General features: G+C 71.6%; 14 protein-coding genes. 9 read left to right on the forward strand and 5 right to left on the reverse strand.

Translation table 11 applies throughout. The features are described 5' to 3' along the window. The first annotated feature begins 45 nt into the window (after positions 1 to 45). The 7 genes from P3T39_RS23125 (at position 46) to rny (ending at position 7,678) form a co-directional block, all read left to right on the forward strand. The gene (locus tag P3T39_RS23125; protein ID WP_280700522.1) at positions 46 to 1,641 is read left to right on the forward strand and encodes a S8 family serine peptidase; all 1,596 of its coding nucleotides are present in this window, start codon (positions 46 to 48) and stop codon (positions 1,639 to 1,641) included. A gap of 37 nt (positions 1,642 to 1,678) precedes the next feature. Beyond that, entirely contained in the window at positions 1,679 to 2,251 is a 573-nt protein-coding gene (locus tag P3T39_RS23130) for a GNAT family N-acetyltransferase (protein ID WP_280700524.1), read from the forward strand. A 20-nt stretch (positions 2,252 to 2,271) separates the two neighbouring features. Next, the gene (locus P3T39_RS23135) at positions 2,272 to 2,466 is read left to right on the forward strand and encodes a DUF3046 domain-containing protein (RefSeq protein ID WP_280700526.1); all 195 of its coding nucleotides are present in this window, start codon (positions 2,272 to 2,274) and stop codon (positions 2,464 to 2,466) included. A 103-nt stretch (positions 2,467 to 2,569) separates the two neighbouring features. Further along, positions 2,570 to 3,841, forward strand: a complete 1,272-nt coding sequence (locus P3T39_RS23140) for an AI-2E family transporter (RefSeq protein WP_348534378.1) — start codon at positions 2,570 to 2,572, stop codon at positions 3,839 to 3,841. Between the two features lie 148 nt (positions 3,842 to 3,989). After that, the gene (recA, locus tag P3T39_RS23145) at positions 3,990 to 5,102 is read left to right on the forward strand and encodes a recombinase RecA (protein ID WP_280700529.1); all 1,113 of its coding nucleotides are present in this window, start codon (positions 3,990 to 3,992) and stop codon (positions 5,100 to 5,102) included. A gap of 5 nt (positions 5,103 to 5,107) precedes the next feature. Further along, the gene (gene recX / locus P3T39_RS23150) at positions 5,108 to 5,944 is read left to right on the forward strand and encodes a recombination regulator RecX (protein ID WP_280700531.1); all 837 of its coding nucleotides are present in this window, start codon (positions 5,108 to 5,110) and stop codon (positions 5,942 to 5,944) included. Between the two features lie 273 nt (positions 5,945 to 6,217). Then, positions 6,218 to 7,678 (forward strand): ribonuclease Y, encoded by a 1,461-nt coding sequence (rny, locus tag P3T39_RS23155; protein WP_280700533.1) that lies wholly within the window; start codon positions 6,218 to 6,220, stop codon positions 7,676 to 7,678. Between the two features lie 271 nt (positions 7,679 to 7,949). Here rny and P3T39_RS23160 read toward each other — a convergent pair whose 3' ends face one another. The 5 genes from P3T39_RS23160 to P3T39_RS23180 all read right to left on the reverse strand — a co-directional run bounded on the left by P3T39_RS23160 (position 7,950) and on the right by P3T39_RS23180 (position 13,179). Next, on the reverse strand, positions 7,950 to 9,626 hold the full coding sequence (locus P3T39_RS23160) for an FAD-dependent monooxygenase (protein WP_280700538.1): 1,677 nt from the start codon (positions 9,624 to 9,626) through the stop codon (positions 7,950 to 7,952). A gap of 149 nt (positions 9,627 to 9,775) precedes the next feature. Continuing rightward, on the reverse strand, positions 9,776 to 10,612 hold the full coding sequence (locus tag P3T39_RS23165) for an amino acid ABC transporter permease (RefSeq protein ID WP_280700540.1): 837 nt from the start codon (positions 10,610 to 10,612) through the stop codon (positions 9,776 to 9,778). After that, positions 10,609 to 11,259: an amino acid ABC transporter permease gene (locus P3T39_RS23170; protein WP_280700542.1), complete on the reverse strand. Its 651-nt coding sequence runs from the start codon at positions 11,257 to 11,259 to the stop codon at positions 10,609 to 10,611. Before P3T39_RS23170 ends, P3T39_RS23165 begins: the two co-directional genes overlap by 4 nt. Before the next feature lie 81 nt (positions 11,260 to 11,340). After that, the gene (locus tag P3T39_RS23175) at positions 11,341 to 12,258 is read right to left on the reverse strand and encodes a glutamate ABC transporter substrate-binding protein (protein ID WP_280700544.1); all 918 of its coding nucleotides are present in this window, start codon (positions 12,256 to 12,258) and stop codon (positions 11,341 to 11,343) included. Between the two features lie 153 nt (positions 12,259 to 12,411). Then, the gene (locus P3T39_RS23180) at positions 12,412 to 13,179 is read right to left on the reverse strand and encodes an amino acid ABC transporter ATP-binding protein (protein ID WP_348534379.1); all 768 of its coding nucleotides are present in this window, start codon (positions 13,177 to 13,179) and stop codon (positions 12,412 to 12,414) included. 450 nt (positions 13,180 to 13,629) lie between these two features. Here P3T39_RS23180 and P3T39_RS23185 point away from each other — a divergent pair, with 450 nt between their 5' ends. Together P3T39_RS23185 and P3T39_RS23190 are read left to right on the forward strand one after the other, a co-directional pair. Beyond that, complete coding sequence (locus P3T39_RS23185) at positions 13,630 to 14,373, forward strand: response regulator transcription factor (RefSeq protein ID WP_280700546.1); 744 nt, start codon at positions 13,630 to 13,632, stop codon at positions 14,371 to 14,373. Between the two features lie 6 nt (positions 14,374 to 14,379). Further along, complete coding sequence (locus P3T39_RS23190; RefSeq protein ID WP_280700548.1) at positions 14,380 to 15,801, forward strand: HAMP domain-containing sensor histidine kinase; 1,422 nt, start codon at positions 14,380 to 14,382, stop codon at positions 15,799 to 15,801. Positions 15,802 to 15,807: the final 6 nt, after the last annotated feature.

The raw sequence follows: 15,807 nt of genomic DNA on the forward strand, positions 1-15,807 counted from the left end.
TCTCAGCCAGGTGATCACGGGGTCCCGAGGAGCGGAGGCGGCGCGATGGAACGGGTAGACCCGGCCGACGGCAAGCCCGCCAAGCATCCGAGCGTCCCGGTGCGAGCCCTGTTCGCCATGCTGCTGACCGCCCTGCTGCTGGGCGGCGCCGTCCCTTACATGTCCGGCTCGGGCCGCTCGTACCTCAGCTACCTGGTCCTGGCCGACCGGCAGGATGCCCAGGGCACTGCGCAGGCGGCCGAACAGGCCAGGTCGGCGGGCGGGCGGGTGGTCCAGGAGTACCCGCAGATCGGGGGCGTGCTCGCGTACGGCAGCGGCGGCTTCGGCGACCGGCTGCGCGGTCGGCCCGGGGTCGTGGCCGTCGGGGCGACCAGGACGTCCGCCGTACCGGGCCCGCCCGGCCCGCTCACCGGCGTCGGCGACTTCCGGCGCAGCGGCGGCACTCTCGGTGCCGCAGGGAGAGGCCGGGCTCCGGTCGACGGCGGGGGTGGCCCGCAGCCGGCCGCCGGTGGGGGGTCCGGCGAGGCGGGGGACGAGAGCGAGGCCACCATGCCCGACCCCGCCGAGTCCGCCGACTGGAACCTCGCCATGATCGGTGCGGTCGACGGCCCGAGGGGTGACACCGCGCTGCTGCGCACCCCGGCCCCCGACCGGGCCCCGAACCGGCCGCTGCCCTCCGTCCAGCAGCTGCGCCGGGTGATCGTGGCGGTACTGGACTCCGGCGTCGACGACACCCACCCCGACCTGCGCGGCGCCGTCGACCCCCAGGCCTCGGCCTCCTGCGCCGACGGCCGTCCCGATCCCCGGTACGGCGCCTGGCGCCCCGACCCGGGCGTGACCGAGAGCGGGCACGGCACCCATGTCGCCGGGATCGTCGGCGCGGCCCAGGACGGCAAGGGCGTGACCGGAGTCGCCCCCGGCGTACGGATCGCCGCCGTCCGGCTGCTCGGACCGCTCGGCCAGTACTACGCCGAGAACATCGTCTGCGGCCTGCTCTGGGCGGCCGACCACGGTGTCAAGGCGATCAACGACAGCTACTTCGCCGACCCCTGGAAGTACAACTGCCCCGAGGACCCGGACCAGTCCGCGCTCATCATGGCCGTCGGCCGGGCCGTCGCCTACGCCCAGCGGCAGGGCGCCGTGGTGGTGGCCTCCGCGGGCAACGACGGGCAGGACCTCGGCGCCGCCCGGGCCGACCAGCGCAGCCCGAACGACCGGGTGTCGGGACCGGCGCAGGACCGCCACCTCGGCACCGAGTGCATCCGCCTGCCCGGCGAACTGCCCGGAGTACTGACGGTCGGCGCGGTGGACCGCAGCGGGATGCCGACGGCGTACTCCAACTACGGGCGCGGCCGGATCTCGCTGACCGCCCCCGGCGGCGATCCGGACGGCGGGGTGCTCGGGGCGATCGTCTCGGACTGGCCCGGCGGCCAGTACGCGGCGCTGGCCGGTACCTCGATGGCCGCGGCGCACGTCACCGGGGCCGTCGCCGTGGTGGCCGCCGAACACGTCGACTGGGGGCCGGGCCAGACGGTCGCGCTGCTGCTCCAGGCGGCTGCGGCCAACTGCCCGCTCGGCAAGGGCCGCTGCACGGAGCGCGACTACTACGGTGCGGGGGTGCTGGCGCTGCCCGGAAAATAGCGGGCGGCGGGGCGGCCGGCTCGGGCATCATCGGCCGATGATGGTTCATCTGGAGACCGAACGCCTGGTCCTGCGCCGGTTCACCCCCGGAGACACCGACCTCCTGGTGGAGCTCGACTCCGATCCCGAGGTGATGCGCTGGCTCACCGGCGGCCGGGCCACGCCCCGCGAGGAGGTGGAGGGCACAGTCCTGCCGGTCTACTTCTCCTCCTACCGGCGCTTTCCCGCCTTCGGCCACTGGGCCGCGCTGGAGCGGACGAGCGGTGAGTTCCTGGGCTGGTTCGAGTTCCGGCCGCCGGAGCCCGACCGCCCCCGGGAGGTGGAGCTCGGTTATCGGCTGCGGCGTCCGGCCTGGGGGCGCGGCTACGCCACCGAGGGCTCGCGCGCGCTGATCCGCAGGGGGTTCACCGAGCTCGGCGTGGAGCGGGTGTTCGCACAGACCATGACGGTCAACCACAGGTCGCGGCGGGTGATGGAGAAGTCCGGGCTGCGCTACGTCCGCACCTTCTTCGCGGACTGGCCCGAGGCCATCGAGGGCTCCGAGCACGGTGAGGTCGAGTACGTCCTGGAGCGGGCCGAGTGGCAGGAGCTCCAGCGGGCTGCGCGGTAGCGGAGGGGATACTGGAGCGCATGAGGCTGACCGAGTTCTGGCGACGGATGTACGAGCACTTCGGTGAGGCGTACGCGGAGTCCTTCGCGAGCGACCATGTGATGACCGAGCTCGGCGGGCGGACGGTCCGGCAGGCGCTGGAGGCCGGCTGGGAGGCCAAGGACGTCTGGCGGGTGGTCTGCGACAGCCAGGGGGTCTGCGGACTGCTGCGCTGAGCGTCCGGCACCGCTGCGCCGAGCGGTCCGGCCCTGGGCGGGGCCCGACTCACCGGGGCGGGGGCCGCCCGGATCGGATCGGGCGATGGGTGAGACTGGGCGGGTGGTTAGCAGCGAAGAGCCCCAGAATACCGACCGGACCTCCTCCTCCACCGCCGACTCCCCACCCGCCCGAAGAGGCGCCCTGTGGGGCGAGGCGATGCCCCGCTGGCTGCCGAAGGCGATGATGCTGGCGCTGCTGCTGGTCGGCGCGTTCAAGCTCGCCGACTGGGCGTTCCACCAGCTCATCGACCTCTTCGTGATGCTGCTGGTGTCCTTCTTCCTGTCGCTGGCGATCGAACCGGCGGTGGACCGGATGGCCGCCCGTGGCATACGGCGCGGGCTCGGTACCTTCCTGGTCTTCATCGGCCTCGCAATTGCCGTCGCGGGCTTTCTCACCTCGCTCGGCACCCTGCTGGTCGACCAGGTGGCGAAGATCGCCGGCGATCTGCCGCACCTGGTCAACAATCTGATCGACTGGATCAATCGGACGTTCCATCAGAATCTGTCGATGGATCAGCTCCACGAGCGGGTGCTCAAGGACTCCGGGAGCATCGAGAAGTACGCCCAGCAGGCCGCCGACAATGTGTGGGGCCTGTCCAGCACGCTGATCGGCGGGCTGTTCCAGGCGTTCACCGTCGGCCTGTTCACCTTCTACTTCACCGCCGACGGCCCCCGGGTGCGGCGGACGGTCTGCTCGCTGCTGCCGCCCGCCAAGCAGGCGGAGGTGCTGAGGGCCTGGGAGATCGCGCTGGCCAAGACCGGCGGCTACCTCTACTCCCGGGCTCTGCTGGCGGTCGCCTCGGCCATCGCGCACTGGGTGGTGTTCGTGATCCTCGGCCTGCCGTACGCGGGAGCGCTGGCGGTCTGGGTCGGCGTGATGTCGCAGTTCGTGCCGACCATCGGCACCTATCTGGCCGGGGCACTGCCGGTGATCGTCGCGCTCACCCTGGAGCCGGTGGACGCGCTCTGGGTGCTGGCCTTCGTGATCGTCTACCAGCAGATCGAGAACTACCTGCTGCACCCCAGGATCACCGCGAAGACGGTGGACGTGCACCCGGCGGTGGCCTTCGGTGCGGTGATCGCCGGGGCCGCGCTGCTGGGTGCGGTCGGCGCGCTGATCGCGATCCCGGCCGCCGCCACCCTGCAGGGCTTCGTAGGGAGCTATGTCCGGCGGTACGAGGTGGCGACCGACCCCCGAATCGACCGCGGGGAGGAACGCAAGCGGGCCGCCAGGGAGCGCAGACTGGAGACCGCGCGCCGGTTGCGGCGGATGGTCGGCGGCGGCGGAGTGGACGATTCCGCAGGTCAGGGCGGGGACGGCGAGAACAGGTAGCCGCTCTCGGTGGATTCGAACGCCTGTTCCCTATACTGTTCGGCGACGAGTTTTCCACAGGCGGAGCCCGATCTGGGTCGATTGTCGGTGGGACGCGCTAGCGTCGAGGACGATGAAGCGCACAGCACAGAACCCGAGGGTGGAAGCCATGGCAGGTACGGACCGCGAGAAGGCTCTTGAGACCGCACTCGCCCAGATTGAGCGGCAGTTCGGCAAGGGCTCGGTGATGCGCCTCGGCGACCAGTCCCGTGCCCCGATCGACGTGATCCCCACCGGGTCCACGGCCCTCGACGTCGCCCTCGGCGTGGGCGGTATCCCGCGCGGCCGAGTCGTCGAGATCTACGGCCCCGAGTCCTCCGGTAAGACCACGCTGACCCTGCACCTGGCGGCCAACGCCCAGCGCATGGGCGGCACGGTCGCGTTCGTGGACGCCGAGCACGCGCTCGACCCGGAGTACGCCCGCAAGCTGGGCGTGGACACCGACGCGCTGCTGGTCAGCCAGCCGGACACCGGTGAGCAGGCCCTGGAGATCGCCGACATGCTGATCCGCTCCGGCGCGATTGATCTGGTGATCATCGACTCCGTCGCGGCGCTCGTCCCGCGCGCGGAGATCGAGGGCGAGATGGGTGACTCGCACGTCGGTCTGCAGGCCCGGCTGATGAGCCAGGCGCTGCGCAAGATCGCCGGCGCGCTGAACCAGTCGAACACCACTGCGGTCTTCATCAACCAGCTGCGCGAGAAGATCGGTGTGATGTTCGGCTCCCCGGAGACCACGACGGGTGGCCGCGCGCTGAAGTTCTACGCCTCGGTGCGTCTGGACATCCGCCGTATCGAGACCCTGAAGGACGGCACCGAGGCGGTCGGCAACCGTACCCGGGTCAAGGTGGTCAAGAACAAGGTGGCTGCACCGTTCAAGCAGGCCGAGTTCGACATCCTCTACGGCGTCGGCATCAGCCGCGAGGGCGGCCTGATCGACATGGGCGTCGAGCACGGCTTCATCCGTAAGTCCGGCGCCTGGTACACCTACGAGGGCGACCAGCTCGGCCAGGGCAAGGAGAACGCCCGCAACTTCCTGCGGGACAACCCGCAGCTGGCCGACGAGATCGAAAAGAAGATCAAGGACAAGCTGGGCATCGGCGTGAAGGCCGACCCGGCCGGTGAGACCGCCGCTCCGGTCGCCGAGGCCGAGGGCGCCGCCAAGCCGATCACCGCCACGGCAGCCAAGACCGCGGCGAAGAAGACGGCGGCCGCCAAGGCCTGAGCACGTTGATCTACGAGAATGAGCGGTCGCCGGGGGCCGAGCCCGGCGACCACGGCCCACCGGACTGGTGGACCGGCAGCGCCGAGGAGGAGCCCCCGCCGGACGTGGCCTCGGAGCTCGGGGTGCTCCGTGCGTCCGAGCTGCCTTCGGGCCGGCGTCGGCGACGTACGGCGGTGGCGGCCGAGGGGGAGCCCTCAGCCTCGGCCGAGTCGTCCGTCTCGGCTGTTGCCGGAGCCGCTCCCGACCGGCCCCGACGGGAGCGGAGTCGCAGCGCCCGGGGGGAGGGGCGCGGCGCTCGCGCGGAGCGGTCGACGGCGTCGGCGCGCCCGCTGCGGGAGGAGCCGGCCGATCCTGCGGCCAAGGCGCGGGACATCTGCCTGCGCCTGCTCACCGGCACCGCCAAGACCCGAAAGCAGCTGGCCGATGCCTTGCGCAAGCGCGAGATCCCCGACGACATCGCCGAGGAGGTGCTCTCGCGGTACGAGGAGGTCGGGCTGATCGACGACGCGGCCTTCGCCGAGGCGTGGGTCGAGTCCCGGCACGCCGTCCGAGGCCTGTCCCGGCGGGCGCTGGCCCAGGAGCTCCGGACCAAGGGAGTGGCGGGGGAGGTCGTCGAACAGGCCGTCGCCCAGCTGGATGCCGACGACGAGGCACAGGCCGCCCGCGCACTGGTGGATCGCAAGCTCCGGGCCACCCGAGGGCTGGAGCGCGACACCAGGGTCCGGCGCCTGGTCGGCATGCTGGCCAGGCGTGGCTACTCCGAGGGTCTGGCCTTCAGGGTGGTGCGGGAGGCGCTCTGTGACGAAGGAGCGGAGGGCGGCGAGCCCGCGCAGGAGTGGTGACAGTGGAACAGGGCAGGGGCGGTCGAGTGGCGATCGCATCTTGACCGTTTCGTAACCCGCACCTAGCCTCACAAGCAGTGAGGGATCACTTCGATCATGCATCCTGCCGGGCTTCTGCTCCGGCACGAACGCATCGGATCGTGTGTGCAGGACCGTAAACGTCGGGCCCAGCGGGCCGGTCGGAGCCGGTCCGATGCTGCTCATCGCCCTGCGGGACCTCGGGCTCCCTCACCACGGGGGCGGCCGAGCGCGCAGGGACGGGGAGTGGTGCGGATGAAACTCGCGACGGGTGTCGGGCCAACGGCCGCCGTTCTCTCGGTGAGTCTGCTCTGTCTGCTCCTCCTGGTCCTGGTGGCCGTCCTGATGGTGAGCCAGTCGCGGGCGGCCCGGCGGCGTTCCGCCGAGGAGGCGGTCAGGGCGCACGAATTGGCCGAGGGGCACGCCGCGCAGCTGCGCGCCGAACTCGATCGCCGGGAGGAGCGACTCTCCGAGGAGCTTCGCCATCTGCATGCGCAGGAGGCCGGACTGGCCCTTCGCTCCGCCGAGTTGGACAAGCGGCAGTCCGAGGTGCGGGCGTTGGAGGCGCAGTCCCAGGGCGCGCTTGAGCGGGCTGCCGGGCTGACGGTGGACCAGGCCAGGGCAGAGCTTGTGCAGACGGTCGAGGCCGAGGCGAGGCGTGAAGCCGTCCTGGCCGTACGGGAGATCGAACGGCGGGCCAAGGCGGAGGGGGACCAGCGGGCGAGGGAGATCATCGCCGCCTCGATCCAGCGGCTGGCCGGGGAGCAGACCGCCGAGACGGTGGTCACCGCGTTCCGGCTGCCCAGCGAGGACCTGAAGGGCCGGATCATCGGACGCGAGGGCCGCAATATCCGCGCCTTCGAAGCCGTCACCGGGGTCAACCTGGTCGTGGACGACACCCCCGGGCTGGTCCAGCTCTCCTGCTTCGACCCGGTGCGCCGGGAGACGGCCCGGCTCACCCTGGAAGCGCTGGTCGCGGACGGCCGGATCCACCCGGTTCGGATCGAAGAATTCCATCAGCGCAGCCGGACCGAGGTCGAGCGGCTCTGCCTGCGGGCCGGTGAGGACGCGTTGGTGGTCACCGGAATCGACGATATGCACCCCGAACTGGTCCGTACCCTGGGTACGTTGAGGTACCGGACGTCGTACGGGCAGAACGTGCTCGGGCATCTGGTGGAGTCCGCGCACATCGCCGGGATGATGGCGGCCGAACTGGGCGTGGACGCGGGGGTGGTGAAGCGGGCCGCGCTGCTGCACGACATCGGGAAGGCGATGAGCCATGAGATCGCGGGCAGCCATGCGGCGATCGGGGCGGAGTTCGCCCGGCGGCACGGGGAGTCGGCCGAGGTGGTGCACGCGATCGAGGCGCACCACGGCGAGATTGATCCCCGTACGGTCGAGGCGGTGCTGACCCAGGCCGCCGACGCCTGCTCGGGTGGCCGGCCGGGGGTGCGGCGGGAGTCGTTGGAGGCGTATGTGCGGCGGCTGGAGCGGCTGGAGGAGATCGCCGCGGCCCACGACGGGGTGGCGAAGGTGTTCGCGATGCGGGCCGGTCGGGAGGTGCGGGTGATGGTCCAGCCGGAGGTGGTGGACGATCTGGGTGCGCAGCTGATCGCCCGTGAGGTGGCCAAGCAGGTGGCGGACGAGCTGACCTTCCCCGGACAGATCCGGATCACCGTGGTACGGGAGAGCCGGGTCACCGAGTTCGCCCGCTGACACGCGGCCCCCTCCGGCGCGGGCGAACCACACAGGGGCGCGGGCGAACCTCAGGGGCAAGGGCGAACCAATAGGGGCGCGGGGAACTGCGCGAATCGGAAGGCAACGGCGCCGCACCGACCTGCGGTCGACAAGTTGCACCACCTCACCGATGGGTCACGAGGCGCAACTGGCCCGCCGGGCCCGGCTGCACGTGGTCACCTTCCGTTTCGCGCAGTTCCTCGCGCCCCTGGAGGGTGCATGGCTGACCTCGTGCCCGGGGGTGGGGCAGTCAGCTTTCTGCGCCGGTGAGGGATGCCGGGCCGCCACGGGCGCGGTCGGCGAGGGTCTGGAGGTCCTCGGCGTGGCAGCCGTGGGTGGTACCGACCAGGTGGCCGTCGGGGCGTACCAGTAGGACGGTGTGCGGCTCGGCGCCCGGGTACCTCTCGGTGACCAGTACCTCGGCGGGTACCGGCAACGCGGCCGCGACCTCGGCGAGTTGGGGCATCAGCCCGGCGCTCAGCCAGTGCTGGGAGGACCAGACGGCGGTGCCGGGGGCCACCAGTAGCAGCAGGAATCCGGCACCCAGCCGGGCCCGGAGGAAGTCGGCGGAGCCCTCCATGGTGACCACGGGTACGTCCGGGACGAGTACGCCGGGGGCGGTCGCGGGCAGGCGCTCGGTGAGCGCGGTGCCTCGGCGGGCCCCGCGCTGCACCGGCACCCGGCCGGGTACGCCGGACGGCGCCGCGGGGTACGCCGGCGCGCCGCCGAAGCGGCCGGTGCCGAGCTGGCCGTCGGCGAGCAGCGGGGCGTGCTTGCGGAAGGAACCGGTGAGCAGCGAACGCCTGGTCTGCTGCCAGCCGCGCAGCGGCCGCAGCAGCGGCATGGCCTGGTCGACCGCGCGCAGCCGTGCGCCGACCGCGCCGCGCCGTTCGGCCTCGTACCCGTCGAGCAGCGAGCCGCCCGGCTGCGGTCCGCCGGAGTGCAGGTGCCAGGCGAGGGCGAGTCGCCAGGAGAGGTTGTCGGCGTCCCGGAGGCCGTCCACGAGGTTCTGCATGCCGAGGGCGCCGTGCAGGTGGGCGGCGTCCCCGGCGAGGAAGCAGCGGCCGACCCGGAAGCGGGCGGCGAGGCGCTGCTGGTAGGTGTGGTCGGCGGCGGCGAGCAGCTCGTACTTGGGCAGTTCGCCGCACCAGCCGGTGAGGGTGGAGTTGACCCGGGTGAGCAGGGTGTCACCGGTGACGATGCCGGGCCAGGTGGCGTGCGGGTCGACCGGAGCGGTGGGGGCGGGGCGGCCCGGGGGCAGCCGCCAGTCGAGCCGCCAGAGGCCGTCGGGCAGCGGGCGGGCGGCGGCTTCGCGGTCGCCGCGCCACGGGGGTTCGCGGTGGATGCGGGCCTCGCCGGGGAAGGGCAGGTCGACGCGGACGGTGGCGACGGCGTGCCGGTCCACGGCCGGGCGCCCGGGAAAGCGGATCTTGAGCAGCCTGCGGACTCCCGAGCGGGCGCCGTCGCAGCCGACCAGGTGGCTGCCGCGCCACCAGGTGTGGGTGCCGTCCTGGGTGTGCTGGGTGCGGACGCTGACGCCGTCCCGGTCCTGGTCGAGTTCGATCACCCGGCTGAGCGGGCTGAGTTGGATCAGCGGGGTGGCGGTGACGGCGTCTCTGAGGCCGCGTTGCAGGCGGTGCTGCGGGAGGTGGAGGACCGGGGTCTCGTCCAGGGCGAGCCGCAGCACCTCGGAGCGGCGGCGCCAGATGCCGAAGGTGTCCCAGCGGGCGGCGTCGGAGGCGGCCCTGGTGTAGCCGAGCCGGGTGAGCAGGGTGGTGCTGTCGTCGCCGAGGACGACGGTGCGGGGGCCTTCGGGGCAGACGCCCGCGCCTTCGTCCAGGACGATACTGGGGACCTCGTGCCGGGCCAGGGCGAGTGCCAGTGCCAGGCCGACCGGGCCGGCGCCGACCACGATCACGGGGTCCACGTGGGGACCTCCGTCCGGGCCTGGGCAGGCGTCGGGACCTCCGCGCACGCGCGGCGGACGAGGGAGGCGGCCGATGCGGCGCCGGCTGTCGCGCAGGAGGTCCCGGGTGGTGTCACGAAGAGCAATGCAACAGATCGCCTGCGTGTCCGTCAAGCAGCGACCGATGTACGCCGGTTCGCGCCGCGGCGTCCGCGCGCCTCGATCCACTTCGCCAGCGCCGTCAGAGCCAGGCACATACCGATGTAGATCACGCTGATCACGATGGTAACCGGGATGTAGGGGTAGCCCTGTGGGGTCGAGGTGTTGCTCGCGATCAGCTTCCCCACGTAGAGCAGCTCGGAGTAGGTGATCAACCACCCGAGCGAGGTGTCCTTGAGGGTGACCACCAGCTGGCCGATGATCGCGGGAAGCATCGATCGGACGGCCTGCGGCACCAGGATGGTCAGCATCACCTGGCTCTTGCGCAGTCCGAGCGCGAAGGCGGCCTCGCTCTGGCCGCGCGGCACCGCGTTGACGCCGCCACGGATGATCTCGGCCTGGACGGCGCCGTTGTAGAGCGTCAGACCGGTGACCAGCGCCCAGAACGGGGAGGTGGCGAACATCGAGTGGTAGAGCGCGAAGATCATGATCAGCAGCGGCATCGCGCGGAAGAACTGCACGATCGCGGTGGCCGCCGCGCGGACGGGCCGGTGGTCCGAGAGCCGGCCGGCCGCCAGCAGGGCGCCCAGGACGAGCGAGAGGGCCGCGGCAACGCCGAAGGCGCTCAGGGTGTTCAGCAGGCCGTCGACGATCCGCTGCTGAACTGCCGTGTACTGGAACGGATTCCACATCGCGGCGCTGAACTGGCCGGTACTGGCGAGGCGGTCGTACGCGTACCAGAGCAGGGCCGCGATGCCGAGCAGCGAGAGGACCCCGAAGCCGCGGTAGCGGACCTTGGCACGCGGGCCCGGGGCGTCGTACAGGACGGTCGAGGAGGAGGAGCTCATCGGGCCACCGCCAGTCGGTTCTCCAGGAAACGGAAGATCAGGCCGATCACAGCGCTCAGGAACAGGTAGGCCAGGGCCACCCAGAAGAAGATCGTGAGGATGCTGTAACCGCGCTCGTTCAGGGTCTGCTGGGCTCCGTACAGCTCGGAGATGCTGAACGCGCCGGCGATCGCCGAGTTCCTGGGCAGGGCGATGAAGACGCTGCTCATCGGGCCCAGTACGGTGCGCGCCGCCTGCGGCAGCACGATCAGGGTCAGGGTCTGGCCGAAGCCCATGCCCAGGCTGCGGGCGGCCTCGGCCTGCCCCAGCGGCACCGTGTTGATCCCCGCGCGCAGCACCTCGCAGACGAAGCTGGCGGTGTAGATGCCGAGCGCGAGCACCGCGAAGACGAAGCTGGAGTAGTGGACGTCGAGCCTGGGGAGGCCGAAGACCACCGCGAAGAACAGCAGCGTCAGCGGGGTGTTGCGGAAGACGTTGACCCAGACGGTGCCGAAGGCGCGGAGCGCCGGTACCGGGGAGACCCGGAAAGCCGCCAGCAGGGTACCGATCAGCAGCGCGAGCAGTGCGCTCAGCGCGCTGAGCTCGACCGTCTGCAGAAAGCTGTCTCGGAACAGCGCGAAGTTGCCGTCCTCGAAGAGTATGCCCATGCCGGCGGCCCTCCTCTCGATCAAAGGGACTGTCAGATAGTCAGGGGGATCTCAGACCTGAACGGTCGTCGATGTCCGGGCTCAGTAGCGGTCCAGGGCGGGGACGGGCGGGGCGCCGGCGCCGGAGCGCCCGAGGGTGGCGTCGTACGCCTTCTTCCAGTCGCCGTTGTCCTCGTGGGCCTTGAGAGCGTCGTTGATCGCGTCGCGCAGGACCTTGTCGTCCTTGGCCAGGCCGACGCCGTACGGCTCCTGGGTGAAGCGGTTGCCGACCACCTTGAGCTTGTCGGGGTTCTTGGCGGCGTAGCCCTTGAGGATCGCGTCGTCGGTGGTGAGCGCGTCCACCTCGTTGGTCAGCAGCTTGTCCACGCACTGGGAGTAGGCGTCGTACTTGGTCACCTTGGCGCCGTACTTCTCGATGTTGGCGATCGAGGTGGAGCCGGCGACGGTGCAGACGGCCCTGCCCTTGAGCGAATCGGGCCCGGTGATGTCGGTGTTGCTCTTCAGCACCAGCAGGTCCTGGCCGGCCACGTAGTACGGACCGGCGAAGGAGACCTGGGCCTTGCGGCCGGCGTTGATGGTGTAGGTGCCGACGTAGTAGTCGATCTGGCCGCTGGAGATGGCGTTCTCGCGGTTGGCCGAGACGATCGTCTTCCAGTCGATCTGGGAGGGGCTGAAGCCGAGGTCGGCGGCGATCATCTTGGCGATCTCGATGTCGAAGCCCGACCGGGCACTGGCACCGGAACCGGCCGAGAGGTCCTCGAAGCCGAGGAAGGGCTGGTCGGACTTGGCGCCGATGACCAGCCTGCCGCGCTTCTTGGCGGCGGCGTAGGTCGGCGAGTTGTCCAGCTTGACGTCGGTCTTCACCTGGTACGTCGGGAGCTGCGGAGCGGCGCTGGTGCCATCGGCCGAGTCGTTGGGCGAACCGCTCTTGCCGCAGGCGGCGACGGCGGTCAGGGTGAGCACGGACATGGCGATGGCGATGGTGCGACGGGTCCTCATGAGGGTTTGCTCTCCTCGGTCTTGGCCGCGGGTCAACCGGGCTGCTGGGTCTTGGAGTTCCTGGCGCGGTGCCCACGCGCCCCACCGGTGTGGCAGGGCACGCCTTCGGGCCCGGCCGCCGGGATCGGCTCTGACGCTAGATCAGAGGAGCTCTCAGTGGTGCAGGATCTTCGAAAGGAAGTCCTTGGCGCGGTCGCTGCGCGGTGCGGTGAAGAACGCCTCCGGGGAGTTCTCCTCGACGATCCGGCCGTCCGCCATGAACAGCACGCGGTTGGCCGCAGAGCGGGCGAAGCCCATCTCGTGCGTCACCACGACCATCGTCATGCCCTCGGCGGCGAGCGAGCGCATGACCTCCAGCACCTCGTTGACCATCTCGGGGTCGAGGGCCGAGGTGGGCTCGTCGAAGAGCATCACCTTGGGCTTCATCGCCAGCGCGCGGGCGATCGCCACGCGCTGCTGCTGACCGCCGGAGAGCTGGGCCGGGTACTTCTCGGCCTGCGCGCCCACGCCGACCCGGTCCAGCAGGGTGCGGGCGGTCTGCTCGGCCTCGGCCCTCGGCACCTTGCGCACCTTCACCTGGGCGAGCACCACGTTCTCCAGCACGGTCTTGTGCGCGAAGAGGTTGAAGCTCTGGAACACCATGCCGACCTCGGCCCGCAGCCTGGCCAGCTCCCGGCCCTCGGCGGGCAGCGGCCTGCCGTCGACGGTGATGCTGCCGGAGTCGATGGTCTCCAGCCGGTTGATCGTCCGGCACAGGGTCGACTTGCCGGACCCGGAAGGACCGATCAGCACCACCACCTCGCCCCGGGCGATCTCCAGGTCGACGTCCTGGAGCACGTGCAGTGCCCCGAAGTGCTTGTTGACGCCGCTCATTACGACCAGGGGAGTGCGCTGGGAGTCGTCGACGGTGGTCTCGGTCATCGCGCCATGCTCCCTCGGGTCCGACCCGGGGAGTCCCCCGGACTGCGGTGCTGGTGGTGCCAGTGGTGCCAGTAGTTCCGGGGGCCGAAAGCCGGCGGAGCCCGCAGCCCCCGGTGGGCAGACCATAGGAGCGCCGACGATGTCATGTCAGCCGATCTGAGGGGAACTTGAGCATCACGATCCGGCCACGCAGTACGCACACACCGGCGCCGAGAGCGACGGGTGGGAGGCGGCCGGGCCGAAGGAGGGAGCGCCGGTGCCGGGCCGAAGTGCCCGGGGGCGGGCCGACCCCGGAGAATGGGCGCCGGAACCGGGTGAAGCACCCGGAGACGAACGAGCGAGTGACCGCGGCCTGATGACAGGAGGGAGGGGACTCGACCATACTCCGCAAGGACCGGGCCAGGACCCGGAACGTTCACCCACAGGACAGGCCACGGAAAGGAGGCAGGGATGCGCTTGCTGCTCGTCGAGGACGACGAACGAGTCGCCGCGGCACTGGTGGCCGTACTCGGCCGGCACGGTTTCCAGGTCCGCCACGCCCGCAGCGGGCACGAGGCGCTGGATGCGCTGGTACCCGACGGCAACGAGCCGTACCGGGTGGTCCTGCTCGACCTCGGGCTGCCCGACCGGGACGGTTTCGAGGTGTGCAGCCGGATCCGCGCGCACAGCGCGGTGCCGGTGATCATGGTGACCGCGCGGGCCGACGTCCGCTCGCGGATCCACGGTCTCAACCTGGGCGCCGACGACTATGTCACCAAGCCCTACGACATGGGCGAACTGCTCGCCCGGATCCACGCGGTGGCCCGCCGCGGCCTGGCCGCCGCACCCGCCTCCGAGTCCGGTGAGCGCCCCGCGCAGCCCGGATCGCTGGAGTCGCGCGGCATCTCGATCGACCGGGAGCGCCGCCGGGTCAGCGTGGACGGCCGCGATGTGCCGCTCACCCGCAAGGAGTTCGACCTGCTCGCACTGCTCGCGCAGAGCCCGGGCGTGGTCTACCGCCGCGAACAGATCTTCAGTGAGGTCTGGCGCAGCGGCTGGGAGGGCAACGGCCGCACCCTGGAGGTGCACGTCGGGTCGCTGCGCAACAAGCTCGGTCTGCCGGGACTGGTCGAGGCCGTCCGGGGCGTGGGCTACCGGCTGATCCCCGAACAGCCCGCCGGGACGGATGCGACCGCCCCCGAACCGGGGCGCTGACCGCGGGTGCGCAACCGTCTGCTCGGCATCCTGCTCTCCCTGATGGCCTGTGTACTGGCTGCCCTCGGGGTGCCGCTGGCGGTTGCCATCGCGGCGGCCGAGCAGAGCCGGGTCGTGGTGGACCGGATCGACGACGCGGCCCGCTTCGCCCAGGACCTGCCCACCCAGGGCCGCCCCAGCGCGGACACCGCGATCAAGGGGGACCCCGTCCCGGACCCGGGCGACAACGGCCGCACGCACGCACTGGCCGTCGAGGCCGTGCGCTACCACGACCTGTACGGCATCCGGATCGGCATCTTCCAGCGCAACGGCAGCGTCGTGGCCAGCGCACCCGAGGGCTGGCGGGTGCCGACGAGCGGTGTCGGCGCCCAGGCCTTCCAGGAGGCGCTGGCCGGCCGTCGCAGCTACAACCCTCCGCCGGTCTGGCCCTGGACCCCGAACCGGACGCTGACCGTCGCCACCCCCGTGGTCCGCGACGGCGACGTGGTGGCCGTGGTGGTGACCGACTCCCCGACCGGGCCACTGCGGTCCCGGATACTGCACCGCTGGCTGCTGCTCGGCGCGGGTGAGGCGCTGGCCATGAGCGTCGCCGTGCTGCTCGCGGTACGGCTCACCGGCTGGGTGATGCGCCCGGTCCGCACCCTGGACCGGGCCACCCACGACATAGCGACCGGACGGATGAACGCCCGGGTCGCGGCCAGTGCGGGACCGCCCGAGCTCCGGCGCCTCGCCCGCTCGTTCAACCACATGGCGGACAACGTGGTGCTGGCCATGGACCAGCAGCGGGCCTTCGTCGCGGACGCCTCGCACCAGCTGCGCAACCCGCTCGCAGCCCTGCTGCTGCGGGTCGAACTGCTCGGCCTCGAGCTGCCCGAGGGCCATGAGGAGGAGCTCGGCGGCGTCCGCGAGGAGGGGGTCAGGCTGGCCCGGGTGCTGGACGACCTGCTGGGCCTGGCCACCGCGGAACACGCCCGCCCCGAGCCCGAGCAGATCGACCTGACCGCCCTGGTACTGGCCAGGATCGACGCCTGGCGCCCGGTCGCCGAGCAGCGCGGCCAGCAGCTGGACTGGGAAGGTCCGTCGTCGGCCCGCGCGCTGGCCGACCCGATCGGCCTCGGCAGCGCGCTCGACGCCGTGCTCGACAACGCGCTCAAGTTCACCCCGGCCGGGGGGCGGGTCCTGCTGGGCATCGAGACGCGCAAGCGCGAGGTCGCCCTGACCGTCACCGACGAAGGCCCCGGGCTCACCGAGGACGAACTGGCCAGGATCGGCGACCGTTTCTGGCGCAGCCCCAGGCACCAGAACATCGACGGCTCCGGGCTCGGCCTCTCCATCGCCCGGACCCTGCTGCTGGCGGGCGGCGGCTCACTCGACTTCGCCCCGGTGGAGCCGAGCGGCCTCGCCGTGACCCTCACCGTTCCTCGGTGACCCTCG

The organism is Kitasatospora sp. GP82 (assembly GCF_029892105.1).
Classification (GTDB): Bacteria; Actinomycetota; Actinomycetes; order Streptomycetales; family Streptomycetaceae; genus Kitasatospora.